The 12,473-nt window shown below is 40.6% G+C and carries 9 protein-coding genes; 5 read left to right on the forward strand and 4 right to left on the reverse strand.

Annotated elements, in window-relative coordinates:
• The first annotated feature begins 509 nt into the window (after positions 1-509).
• The 3 genes from MCT08_RS07730 to MCT08_RS07740 are packed head-to-tail and all read left to right on the forward strand — an operon-like array spanning position 510 to position 4,021.
• The gene (locus MCT08_RS07730) at positions 510-2,375 is read left to right on the forward strand and encodes a putative nucleotidyltransferase substrate binding domain-containing protein (protein ID WP_274678179.1); all 1,866 of its coding nucleotides are present in this window, start codon (positions 510-512) and stop codon (positions 2,373-2,375) included.
• On the forward strand, positions 2,375-3,082 hold the full coding sequence (locus MCT08_RS07735) for a 3'-5' exonuclease (protein ID WP_274678180.1): 708 nt from the start codon (positions 2,375-2,377) through the stop codon (positions 3,080-3,082). Before MCT08_RS07730 ends, MCT08_RS07735 begins: the two co-directional genes overlap by 1 nt.
• A gap of 54 nt (positions 3,083-3,136) precedes the next feature.
• Positions 3,137-4,021: a DMT family transporter gene (locus MCT08_RS07740; RefSeq protein ID WP_171981127.1), complete on the forward strand. Its 885-nt coding sequence runs from the start codon at positions 3,137-3,139 to the stop codon at positions 4,019-4,021.
• Between the two features lie 63 nt (positions 4,022-4,084).
• Here MCT08_RS07740 and MCT08_RS07745 read toward each other — a convergent pair whose 3' ends face one another.
• The 3 genes from MCT08_RS07745 to MCT08_RS07755 form a co-directional block, all read right to left on the reverse strand.
• Positions 4,085-4,792: an oligogalacturonate-specific porin KdgM family protein gene (locus MCT08_RS07745; protein WP_274678181.1), complete on the reverse strand. Its 708-nt coding sequence runs from the start codon at positions 4,790-4,792 to the stop codon at positions 4,085-4,087.
• Between the two features lie 393 nt (positions 4,793-5,185).
• Positions 5,186-5,647, reverse strand: coding sequence for a NanQ anomerase/TabA/YiaL family protein (locus MCT08_RS07750; RefSeq protein WP_053312366.1), 462 nt, complete (start codon positions 5,645-5,647; stop codon positions 5,186-5,188).
• Positions 5,648-5,731: 84 nt separating this feature from the next.
• Positions 5,732-6,991, reverse strand: coding sequence for an alginate lyase family protein (locus MCT08_RS07755; RefSeq protein WP_274678182.1), 1,260 nt, complete (start codon positions 6,989-6,991; stop codon positions 5,732-5,734).
• 813 nt (positions 6,992-7,804) lie between these two features.
• Between MCT08_RS07755 and MCT08_RS07760 the strand changes: the two genes are divergently transcribed.
• The gene (locus MCT08_RS07760; protein WP_274678183.1) at positions 7,805-9,583 is read left to right on the forward strand and encodes a sodium:solute symporter family transporter; all 1,779 of its coding nucleotides are present in this window, start codon (positions 7,805-7,807) and stop codon (positions 9,581-9,583) included.
• 86 nt (positions 9,584-9,669) lie between these two features.
• Positions 9,670-11,280, forward strand: a complete 1,611-nt coding sequence (locus tag MCT08_RS07765) for a polysaccharide lyase 6 family protein (protein WP_274675567.1) — start codon at positions 9,670-9,672, stop codon at positions 11,278-11,280.
• A gap of 282 nt (positions 11,281-11,562) precedes the next feature.
• Here the strand turns inward: MCT08_RS07765 and MCT08_RS07770 are convergent, their stop codons facing one another.
• Entirely contained in the window at positions 11,563-12,444 is an 882-nt protein-coding gene (locus MCT08_RS07770) for an NAD(P)-dependent oxidoreductase (RefSeq protein ID WP_274678184.1), read from the reverse strand.
• Positions 12,445-12,473: the final 29 nt, after the last annotated feature.

The following is a 12,473-nucleotide window of genomic DNA, read 5'->3' on the forward strand; positions in this document are numbered from 1 at the left end:
ATGAAGATTAATGGTATCACCAAATTAATTCTGGATATCCTTCCTACTTGAAGTTGTAGCGGGGCTGGCTACGTTTGCTCACCCCAATCACAGAGTTTATCTATGCTCATGGGTATTCACTTATTTGCCGTCTACCTGCAACTTCAAGTAGTTTGAGTATAGCTGCTAAATACAGCATTAATAGTCTTTAAACGGCGCAGTTTCTTAGGGTTGTTGACCATATAACACCACGCTTGATACCCTGCTTGTTGCAGTTTTTGAACATGTTTTTTGCTTGTGTTCAACGGAAGTTTAAGTTGCAGCTAAAAGCATTGATATTTAGCTGTGAATAGAGCAACTGGTAGAGAGTGGCTCCTATCTTCTTCTGCAACTTTTCAAGCCATGAGTGAGGTGGCTGAAGCTCAAGAGTTTGACCAATAACGATGGTTGGAAGTGGATACAAATTTTCATAGTATGCTTTTTTGTGTTGTAGGTTATATAATAATACTAATCAACCAAAGGTATTCGTCATGACACAATCTCTATTGCCAAATATTGTTCAGTTTGTTGGTCAAATTGATCCCTTTGATAAAGTTCCTAAAGAGGCATTAAGAGAGCTTTCTAGCCATATTCAAATTGTGTATCTCGCCAAAGGTGAAGTCATTGATTTATGTCTAGAAGGACAAGAAAAATCGTTGTATATCATCCGTACTGGCTCAATGGAGCAACGAAAGGCGGATGGCGTTCTGCGCGCGAGACTTGGTACTGAAGACCTGTTTGGTTTTACTTTTCTTGAAGGTAATGTCGATGATAATAATGGTTATAGCGCTATTGCCATAGAGAATACTCTACTCTATGTCATACCTAATTCGGCCCTACAAAATCTTTTTAAACAATTTCCGAGTAGTGTCGAGCATTTTGCATCTCAAGCTCAAGTACGATTAAAGTCAGCACTGGATGTGGTTTGGTCTAATAAAGAAAAAGGCCTGTTTATTCGCCGTGTGGAAGAAGTAGCGAGTGGACGCGTTGCTGTTGTGCAAGCTGACCAATCCATTCAGTCTGTTGCTCATGAAATGCGTGTAGTGATGCGTTCGTCTTGTGCCGTCATCTTGGAAGATGGTGCCATTGTTGGTTTGATTACTGATAGAGATATGACAAAGCGTGTTATTGCCCATGCCACTCCAATTGATGCACCGATTTCAAGTGTTATGACGCATTCACCACTTACCATTAAACCGGATGATCTCGTATTACATGCGGCTTCCATTATGATGCAATTTAATATTCGTAATTTACCTGTAGTCGACAATAATAAAGTGGTTGGATTGCTGACTACATCTCATCTTGTTCAAAACCATCGTGTACAGGCGATCTTCCTAATTGAAAAAATAAAATACGCAGACAGTGTAAAAACATTAAGTACTTTTACTGCGGAACGCCAAGCTATCTTTGAAGCGCTCGTTGAAGGAAGAGTTTCACCTGAGACAATCGGTAAAGTCATGACAATGATTATGGATTCCTATACTCGACGGTTGATTAAAATTGCTATTGATCACTTAGGACCGCCACCGTGTGATTTTTCATGGATCGTTGCTGGTTCTCATGCCCGAAATGAAGTCCACATGCTATCTGATCAAGATAGTGCGATAGTACTGGCTGACGAAGCGACTGATAGTGACCGTTTATATTTTAATCATTTGGCCATGATTGTTAGTAATGGACTCGCCAGTTGTGATTATCCACTATGTCCTGGTAAGTATATGGCTGCAACGCCAAAGTGGTGCCAACCTTTGAATGTATGGAAGCATTACTATAAAAAATGGGTAGCGAATCCAGAATACGAGTGTTTGCTTAATATCAGCGTTTTTCTCGAAATCCGTACCATATATGGCAACAGTGATTATGAGCAAATATTACGAGATGAGCTGCATAAAAACATTCGTGCTAACCGCGAGTTTCTTAGTACGCTAGTAAAAGATGCGATTAACACTAATCCGCCACTAGGGATATTCAATAGTCTGGTTCTTGAAAAATCAGGGGAAAATCGGAAAACACTGAATATCAAGAAATACGCTATTAACCTTATTATTGATTTGGCTCGTATTTACGGCCTGGCGGTTGAGTGTGACTTATCCGCAACGGATGAACGATTTAAAGCCGCGAATGGCAAAGGTATTCTTAGTGATGACTCTTTCAAAAACATCTTAGGGGCGTACCAATTTATTTTGTCGTTCCGTTTTAGCCACCAGTTGGCTGCTTTAAAGAAGGGTGAAGAACCCAATAATCATATCAATCCGGATCATTTTGGCAGTTTCGAACGCAAACACCTTAAAGACGCATTTCGCATTATCGCAGATCTCCAAGAAGCGGTGAAAATCCGTTTTGGGAGCCGCTAATGTTATCTTATTTTCATCCCTTTGAGAGGTTAAAAAGGCGTCGTAATCATTACTTAAAAACTAGAGTGTTACCGAAAGTACTAAGCAAACTAGTCACATTGCCAGATCTCGATGTTAAACAGCTTAGCAGTGATATTGACTTCATTGTGTTGGATATCGAAACGACAGGTCTGGACTTCGAATCGGATCATATCTTGTCGCTCGGCTGGGTTGAGGTATCGTGTAATAGAGTTGATCTTGCGACTTGTCAGCATATGTATGTAAATAACCAATCTCAAGTCAAACCAGAAACGGCAGTCATTAATCATATTACGCCCCAAATGTTGATAGGTGGAGTGCCATTACACGATGCTATGCTGGCTTTTTTTGAAGCAGCTCAAGATAAGGTGCTGGTGGCTCACGCCTGTATTGTTGAGGCCAACTTTATTGATCATTATCTTAAAACGTATTTCGATGTATCAGGCCTGCCTTTAATTTGGCTAGATACAATGAGTATGGAAAAGCAGATGGAAAAAGCTATCAGCCATCATGAAGAGCCGGATGTTACCTTATCAGGTACACGTGTTAGATATCGTTTACCTGAATACAATGGACATAATGCACTAGCAGATGCAGTAGCAACAGCTGAGTTGCTATTGGCTCAGCAAAAGCGTCTTTCTCCCCATCATCCCCCTGCTTTTGGCTCACTTTACCGAATAAGCCAATAACTTTAATCACAGTTGTCTTTTAACTATTTTTTATTCTTACTTTATTAGGTTTCCATGAACCAAAAAACAATTACTCATGCCATCTTGTTGCTTGTGTTGGCTAATTTATTAGCTTCTTTATCCGATGTTTCTTTGAAAATGCTAAATGGAGAAGTGCCAACGTTTCAATATGTCTTTATTCGTCAAGTACTAAGCTTACTTATTATATTTCCCTTATGGTTACGTTTGCCAAAAGTGAAACGTATGAATGGTTTTAGCCAAGTGACTTTTTGGCGAGCCCAGCTCATCTTATTAGGCAGTGCGTGTGCTATGGTGGCGATCACACACTTAACATTGGCTACAGCGAATGCGATGTTTTATGTTGGACCGTTGTTGGTTTTACCTTTATCAGTGGTGCTACTTAAAGAAAACCCACCACTTGGAAAAATAATTGCTACAACCATTGGTTTTTTAGGAGTGTTGATTGTATTGCGTCCGGAGCACTTTCATTGGGCCGCCATTGTTGCTTTAGGTAGTGCGCTAGCTATTGGATTAGGTAATATACTTATCCGTCGATTACCGACTGACCAGCCATTAGTGTGCACACTGTTTTGGACAACATTGATGACTTTGCCACTGGCTTTAGTTTTGGCGGTTTATGAATGGCAAGTTATTAGTTGGCAGCACGTGATGTGGATTATGGCGATAAATCTTTTTGTACTTGCGTATCATGCCTTGGTGGTTATCGCATTTAAAAAAGCTCCTGCTAGCCAAATAGCACTGGCTGAGTATTCTGGCTTAGCATTTGTCACGTTTTTTGGTGTAATTTGGTTTGATGAAATTCCCGATATTTTCACCGCCTTCGGAATAGCACTTATTGTTATACCAATGATGCCAATTCGTTGGAAACCAATGCTGAGAAGTCTTACTAGGAAAAGAAAGCAACGCGTTATTGAATAACAAAATGAAAAAAGCGCTCGGCAAATGCCGAGCGCTTTTAAATGAATGCAATAGACTTGAATGTTAGAAACTGTAACTCACACCGATACGGCTGCGTAGTTCATAATCATTGTTAGTTGTCGAGCCGTCACCGATATCGAACCCGCCATTATCTTTGTAGCTGATGTAGCCAAATTCAACGTATGGAGACCATTGGCCAATTGTACGTCGAATGGTTGAATTGTATTCTACATCAGTTTCTTTATCTTTGAATAACTCGTAATCATCAGCTTTGTAGTAATTTGCTTCTAAACCAAAGCTCCATTTTTCGTACTTGTAGCCGAGATTACCAGTTAGGCGATGGCGACGTTTATCATCTGTATTATTATTTTGATACATGTCATAGCGATAACGACCGCTCAGAGTGAGTCCTTCGACATTATCAAAAGCATAAGTAACGCGCAGTTGAGGCTTATAGGTCATGCCCGAAGAACGGCCTTCAACAGGCATACCTGGGATTAATGTCCAATTGTCGTTAAGTTTAACACGGTAGCCCCAATCGAATTCCCAACCATTATTCTGTAGGTCTTCTAAAAATTCGCCATCTTTGCCTTTGAACTTTAGTTCACCGCTAAAGTAAAGATTGTTGATACTTTCGTTTATTTTTACACGCGTAGCGTGTTGCTCTGAGCTGTGTTTGTATTCATGGCGAATATCAATAGATGCAGAAAGTGCAGAAGTTGAAAGTAGGGTGGTGCACACTGCAATAGTCAGTTTATTGATTGGTTTCATTTTATGATACTCTATTTGTATTAAGATATGCTTATTATATTTGTATGGGTTAATAATGACTGTGATAGCGATCGCTCTTGTGCCTTTACGAAGAAATAAGGATGTAAAATAATATTTCAAATGATATTTATCTTTTTATATCAATGGGTTGTGTTGGCTTTGTGCCGGTGGTTATTAGAGGGGGATTTTTGGAATTGTGATTCGAAGCAAGTTTTCAAGGTCTGAAATCTATCTCCATAAGTTATTTTGTAATACAAAGCTGCTTAGGTTTGACTTGTGAAATGGTCTACGAAGAGGAAATAGAGTGATATCGTTAACTTGTTACTGACCTTCATTATCGCCAGAAAGAGGCGATAATGAAGAGTAGAAAAACAATAGTTTAGGAAATGGCAATTAGATCAGGTAGTGGGGGATTTTAATCACAGCTTTTCTTACAAGTTTGTCTTCTCCAACAGAACATAATGGTCGATGAACTTCGTTGGGATAAAAAATGACAAAATCACCGTTATTGATCGTGACAAATTGCTCATTGCTAGCCTGCTCAAATAGAGTCACATCATTTTCAAGCTCATCCAGTGCTTCGAGTTCCGGTGCTAAATCATATGTGTAACCGAGTGACTCAACGCCATCCAGCATCAGTTGCACATCGATATACTTTTTGTGGATTTCAGCTTTACGTACCGAAGTTTGTTCAGTTTTCATTTCCATTAAGATAACGAACACCTCTGGATGAGAAAGCGTATATTTTCCCGTATGGTTTTCTTTTGCAATGGCGAGTGATTCTTCAATCCAATGTTGAATTTGCGGTTGAATATAGCTTACCTGGTTTAACTTACTAATCGTACCAAATAACATAGTATGTCCTTAAATACATTGATGTTTCTGTTAGGCGTCAATGGGTATATTTAGCCTAGAGTTTTTAATATAGATATTATGGTCTTAGCGAATCGAATAGAGAAGTTCAATATCCCTCTGTGCCCAGACTTCTGCTAGGTTTTTCCTAACAGTAAATGGGCTAAAGTCAGTGCTGGTCGCAAGGTTTATCCACTGTTGATTTTGCATCGCATTTCCTGCTTTGACGTAGATAGGAGTCATTCGCTCTACACGGCGACGTTTGTCTTTTTGGGCATATGGCCATTTAGTTTGTGGGTCATTGTAGTTTGCCATCAGTTGAATCCCTTGTGCTAATGAACCGCCATTCTTATTCGTATAATGCCAGAGATCAATGCCGACTTTATCGCCTAGTTGTGCAATACCGACTAACGGATCCAAACTAAAGTAATGATAGTGGTAAGCACGAGTGCGTTGAACTTCATGTGGTTGGGAGCCATCTTTTTCAAACTGAGTATCAACGCGCATCTTTCCTTTTTGTATCATCTGTTTGGTCAGGAGTTCATTTCCTAGAAAATAGGCGATACCAGCGACTTGGTAGTCATACCATGTACCATGGTTATTGGGTGAGTAGGCTTCACCTTGAGGGCCACCGCTCAAATCATCGACAATTAACCAATCTAAGTAATCGCTATACCACTGAGTAATTTGTTGTTCATCGCTCTTTGTCCACTGTGCAGACTGAGATAAAATTGCGATAGCATCTAATGTACGCTCAACCAATGTCCGTGTGTCAATGATGCCACTACGTCTGCCATCTGCAACCCCGGGAACACCTTGGCCAAAATTCACATTAGGGTTCATTTTAGTGTCTTCGTTGATGAACCACGTTCTGATGTATTCAATACCTTGTGTGGCGTATTTTTCATCTTGACTGAAATAATACGCTAGCGCTAATGCTCGTACCGAGCGGGTGAAGTGGCCAATACGCGTGGAATCGGTTTCATTTGTTTTCGAAGCCGGGTTCGTTTTACCGTCGTGGCGAATCCACGGCAGGCCATCACTTTTACCTTCGTCTGGCCACCAATAAGGACTGATACTCAAATAGTCATGTTTGTCACCACTGGGTGGAATCATCCCTTTGTCTGTTACAGTAAAAGGCCCTTCGACCATAGCGAGTTCGGCCTCTTCTAGCAGTAACTGGTAACTGTGGTTCATTGATGGCGTTACTTTGTCTGAATTTAGAATTGTTCGGTTTGTGTTGAGCGTTGCTTCATCTAAAAACACAAAATTAGCAGCAAAGCCGTTTGTCGCGAACATAAATGAACCAATGCAGGCCGCAAGACGTAGCATTTTATTCTTTTTCATAAAATAGAACCTTAAGTAGTAACGTAATACAAATATGATAAGGCAAAAAGAGGTAGGGATCTGTGAATCTTATCTAATTGCTTGCAATTATGATTCAATGTTTGACGAGTCTTGGTTTTACACTTTAAATACAATGTGTTATGTATTTATCTTGGTGCTGTGTGTTTGAAGGTACGTAGAAAATGTGTTCTACATCAAGAGTTCATGATTTTTATTATTGATTTTATTTGTAGTACAATTATACTTTAGTGAAAAGAATGAACAGGCTAACCTTTTGCCATTCAAAGACCCCGTTCATTTCAGGTTTATAGCCGGTGGCTAAAGAATGATTTATTGAAGCGTTTGAATTAGCACTTCAATTGTTGCTCCCAACTTATAACTATAATGTTTGTTAGGCGTTCTAACGACGATCGAAACCTAGCAACGGATCTCCCTCGATTTACGCTCATACTGACACAGGCAGTACGAGCGTTTTTTTTAATGTCATTGCATCCATATCTAAACCACAATCATTTCTAATCATACAAAAATACTTCTGCTTCTATTGTAAGTGTAAGTAATCACTATTTTAAAATAGGGATATCAAATCAAAATTTAGTATAAAAAGGCATGAAATTGTCGTTTTTGATGCGATTTCATTGAGGTGGCCGATACTTTTAACCACTTTCATATACTTGACTTAGATCACCGAACCACAATGAGGTCATGTTACAACTTAGATTTTAGTCACGCATTTTGAATATTGTACTACAAATAAATCTGGGTGGGATTTATAGTGTGAGCATTAAACCTCATCACTAAAAAGGTCTTAAGATGGAACTCAATACTTTAATCGTAGGAATCTATTTTTTATTCCTAATTGCTATAGGGTGGATGTTTAGAACATTTACCAGTAATACCAGCGACTACTTCCGTGGGGGCGGTAACATGCTGTGGTGGATGGTCGGTGCCACAGCGTTTATGACGCAATTTAGTGCGTGGACATTTACAGGTGCTGCGGGTAAAGCGTTTAATGATGGGTTTGCGGTAGCGATTATTTTCATTGCTAACGCTTTCGGTTATCTAATGAATTACTTGTATTTTGCGCCTAAATTCCGTCAATTGCGTGTAGTTACGGTCATACAAGCGATCCGCATGCGTTTTGGTAAGCACAATGAACAAGTATTCACTTGGTCTGGTATGCCTAATAGTGTTATCTCAGCCGGTATTTGGTTAAACGGTTTGGCGATCATCGCATCGGGTATCTTCGGTTTTGATATGACTACCACAATCATTTTGACTGGCCTTGTGGTGTTAGTGATGTCAGTGACGGGGGGGTCATGGGCGGTTATTGCTTCTGATTTTATGCAGATGGTGATCATCATGGCAGTAACGGTAACCTGTGCTGTCGTTGCAGTTATCCAAGGTGGTGGCGTCGGTGAAATTATTAATAATTTCCCAGTTCAAGAAGGTGCCTCATTTGTTTCAGGTAATGATCTAAATTATCTAAGTATCTTTGGAATTTGGGCATTCTGCATCTTTGTTAAACAATTTAGCATTACGAATAACATGTTGAACTCTTACCGTTACTTGGCGGCAAAAGATTCTAAAAATGCGAAAAAAGCGGCATTGTTAGCGTGTGTATTAATGACGATAGGTCCAATTATTTGGTTTATGCCGTCATGGTTTATCGCTGGTCAAGGTGTTGATTTGGCAGCAACATACCCAGAAGCAGGCAAGAAAGCGGCTGATTTCGCTTACCTATATTTTGTAGAAGAATACATGCCAGCAGGTATGGTTGGGCTTCTTATTGCAGCCATGTTTGCTGCGACCATGTCCTCTATGGACTCAGGGTTAAACCGCAACTCGGGTATCTTTGTTAAGAATTTCTATGAACCAGTTCTGCGCCCTGATGCAACAGAGAAAGAATTGGTTTTCGTTTCTAAAATTACCTCCACCGTGTTCGGCATTGTGATCATTTTGGTGGCGTTGTTTATCAACTCATTAAAAGGGCTAAGCCTGTTCGATACCATGATGTATGTGGGGGCGTTAATTAGCTTCCCAATGACAATTCCAGCCTTCTTTGGTTTCTTTATTAAGAAAACACCCGACTGGGCTGGTTGGGGCACGTTAGTTGTTGGTGCTCTGGTTTCTTACTATGTCGGTTTCGTTATTAACGCAGAAACCGTTCAGAGTTGGTTCGACTTACAACCATTAACGGGTCGTGAATGGGCCGACTTGAAAGTTGCTATTGGCTTAATCAGTCACATGGTGATCACTGGAGGCTTCTTCATGGCAACTACCTTGTTCTACAAACCGCTATCAGCGGAGCGTCAAGCTGATGTTGATAAATTCTTCGAAAACTTAGCCACGCCACTTGTATCAGAGTCTTCTGCACAGCAGAAACTTGATAACAAACAACGCAAAATGCTTGGTTCACTAATTGCCTGTGCAGGTGTCGGTGTGATGACGATGTTTTTACTACCAAACCCGTTCTGGGGACGCATGATTTTTGTATTGTGCGGTGCGATCGTACTTGGTGTAGGTCTACTGTTGGTTAAAGCGGTGGACGATAAAATCGAGAATGCGAACGAAGTAGCGACTGAAAATTAAGTAATGGACTGACTTAATCTCTCTAAAAATTAAAGCGACGATAAATGACTTACGTCGCTTTAACTATTTCTAAAGTGAAGATAAATATGAACAAAACAATGATTTCTGCTGCGATTGTGAGTGCTTTAGCTGTCGCATCTCTTGCTGGCTGTAGCAGTGAGCCGACTAAGAATAATGAGTTTTCAACCACCGCTTCGATTGCTGTTGCTGATATTACTCGCGATTATCTGCTTGCAAGCGATCGCCATCATGTTGTCAATGGTGATCAACTGCATCAAGCCTCACAGGACCAAATTGCAGCTCTTAAAAAGCAAATTGAAAATGCTCCTGATGGTGCGACGATTGTTATCCCCAGTGGTAAGTATGCAAACTTGGGTCAAATCATTATCAAAGCGCAAAACATCACAGTTACCGCACAACAGCCAGGCACAGTATGGTTAACCGGTCTTGTACAATTAGAGCTTAAAGGTAATGACATTACTATCGATGGACTTGTGTTCACCGAAGGTGGCCCAAATGAGAGATTTGGTGCTGTACGTATGATGGGTGATCGCAATACGTTGAAAAATTCAACCTTTTATTACTTCAACCATGATTACACCTATGAGCCCGATGCTCGTCGTTCTGAATATCCAAAATATCTATGGGTGTCGCTGTGGGGCAAAGAAGGGAAAGTCATCAACAACCGATTTGAAGGCAAGCAAAAGCGCGGTACTTTAATTGGGGTTCAAAAAGATGAACAGCCCGATCACCACTTAATCGCGAATAACATCTTCCTTGACCAAAAGCCGAATCAGTTTAATGAATTCGATATTGAACAAGCGATCCGTTATAACGGCAATAGCTGGGAAGCGATTCGAATTGGCGATTCTACAGCGTCTCAGTTTGATTCTAGCTCTCAATTTATCGATAACTTACTGATTGATATGGATGGTGAACGAGAGCTGATTTCGATTAAATCTGGCGATAACACTATTGCAGGCAACACTATTTTTGAAAGTACGGCCTTGATTTCTTTAAGACATGGTAAAGGCAACACGGTTGAAGATAATGTTATCTTAGGCAACGGCAAGCTGCTGACTGGTGGTGTGCGCATTTATGATGAAGATCATGTCATCCGCAATAACTACATTGCAAATACACGTGGTCGTGATGGATTAATAGAAGGGAATGCTGATCTACGTGGTGGTATTGTTATCAATACTGGCATCATTGACGTAAAAAATGGTGAACGTTTAGATCAATCGGTGAAAGGGAAAGAGCTGAATAAACAGTGGACACCAAAAAATATTACGATTGAAAATAATACATTGGTTGATACTGAATGGGGCATCATCTATGGCAATCAAACTCACCGAGTCAGCCTATTTGATAACACCGAAGTCGAGGCTATATATTCAGGTGTGAATGTATCATTCAGTCATAATGTTGTTGATAATTCGACCTCTCCGGAATTTGTCAGTGTACGTGCGACCAAAGAATATCCATTAGTCGATGCGAGATATACAGAGGAATTTTATGCGGGAACCGTGACTTCCGCAGAGCAAATTGGCCAATATTCAGTGACACTGCCAGCAAAAACCATTGAGAATGGCTTTAACTACTATCGTGGGGCTGGAGCTGATGTAAATCAATTGAAGGTGGTTACTGCACAAACCGCTGGTCCTGATTATATCCTGACTCATACCGTGAAGTAATTGCATAAGGTGGCTCCCAGAAAAAAGAGCCACTTTTTTATGCTTGAGATCATAAGAGTTATTGGGTTGATACCCAAACCACTTGAAATTGCAGGTGAGCGAACGTAGCCAACACCGCAGCAACTTCAAGTAGGAAGGACATGCATTGGATGAAAAATTAGGCTATGAGGGGAGATGAATAGGGTGGGGGATATATCTTTTCTAGTGATAGGTAATTTCAACTCGGGTTAAAAGATTAAATGGCCTTGCTACCAAGAATTGCGCTAGCAAGGCCAGTCCGAGTTACTTCTTAAGAGCTGTGAAATAGTCGAAGATAACAGGTACGTCGTTTTTACCTAGACCTGCATCAACAGCAGCTTGTAGGTTTGCAGAAGTACCTTGTGCAATTAAAGATTCAGTGCCTAGCTCTTCACAAAGTGCAAGGAAGTAACCAAGATCTTTGTTGGCGTTAGCTACAGAGAAACCGAGTTTCTCTTCACCGTCTACAGCGTAGAACTTACAAAACTGCATGAACGGAGAGTTAGATGGACCCGCTGACATAATGTCAAATAGTTGCTGACCGTCAACACCTGCTAGTTTAGCAACAGCGAATGCTTGAGACATAGTCGCAACAGTAGTCATGCCCATGAAGTTGTTAACTAGCTTGGTTACGTGACCTGAACCTAGAGCACCTAGGTAAAATACATTTTCGCCTTGGTCGTCAAGAACTGGCTTAACTTTGTTGAAAGTTTCAATATCGCCAGCTGCCATAATGTTTAATAGACCATCTTTAGCGTGAGCAGGAGTACGTCCAAGAGGGGCGTCGATCATGCCTGCACCTTTAGCGGCAAGGTCTGCACCAATCTTCTTAGTTGAAGCTGGAATAGAAGTACCGAAATCGATTAGAGTTTTGCCTTCAGACATTCCAGCTAGGATACCTGTTTCGCCGTAAACGACTTTTTCAACAACTTCAGACGTTGTTAGGCATAGCATTACGATATCAGATTTTTCAGCAAGCTCTTTACCAGAAGTTGCTTCAGATGCGTTGCCACGCGCTAGAACCGCTGCAATAGCATCTTTGTTTAGATCCATTACGTTAACTTCGTAACCACGGTTTTGTAGATTTTCAACCATGTTACCGCCCATAAGGCCAAGGCCAATGAAACCAATTACTGGTTTGGTCATGTTCAACTCCAAATATCTTATTGTATGAT

This window comes from Vibrio aestuarianus, assembly GCF_028858425.1.
Classification (GTDB): Bacteria; Pseudomonadota; Gammaproteobacteria; order Enterobacterales; family Vibrionaceae; genus Vibrio; species Vibrio aestuarianus.

Excerpts from the sequence above, each read along its gene's own strand:
- MCT08_RS07730 (WP_274678179.1), top strand. The coding sequence starts at position 510 with ATGACACAATCTCTATTGCCAAATATTGTTCAGTTTGTTGGTCAAATT.
- MCT08_RS07735 (WP_274678180.1), top strand. The coding sequence starts at position 2,375 with ATGTTATCTTATTTTCATCCCTTTGAGAGGTTAAAAAGGCGTCGTAAT.
- MCT08_RS07770 (WP_274678184.1), bottom strand. The coding sequence starts at position 12,444 with ATGACCAAACCAGTAATTGGTTTCATTGGCCTTGGCCTTATGGGCGGT.
- MCT08_RS07750 (WP_053312366.1), bottom strand. The coding sequence starts at position 5,647 with ATGTTATTTGGTACGATTAGTAAGTTAAACCAGGTAAGCTATATTCAA.
- MCT08_RS07765 (WP_274675567.1), top strand. The coding sequence starts at position 9,670 with ATGAACAAAACAATGATTTCTGCTGCGATTGTGAGTGCTTTAGCTGTC.
- MCT08_RS07755 (WP_274678182.1), bottom strand. The coding sequence starts at position 6,991 with ATGAAAAAGAATAAAATGCTACGTCTTGCGGCCTGCATTGGTTCATTT.
- MCT08_RS07760 (WP_274678183.1), top strand. The coding sequence starts at position 7,805 with ATGGAACTCAATACTTTAATCGTAGGAATCTATTTTTTATTCCTAATT.
- MCT08_RS07745 (WP_274678181.1), bottom strand. The coding sequence starts at position 4,792 with ATGAAACCAATCAATAAACTGACTATTGCAGTGTGCACCACCCTACTT.
- MCT08_RS07740 (WP_171981127.1), top strand. The coding sequence starts at position 3,137 with ATGAACCAAAAAACAATTACTCATGCCATCTTGTTGCTTGTGTTGGCT.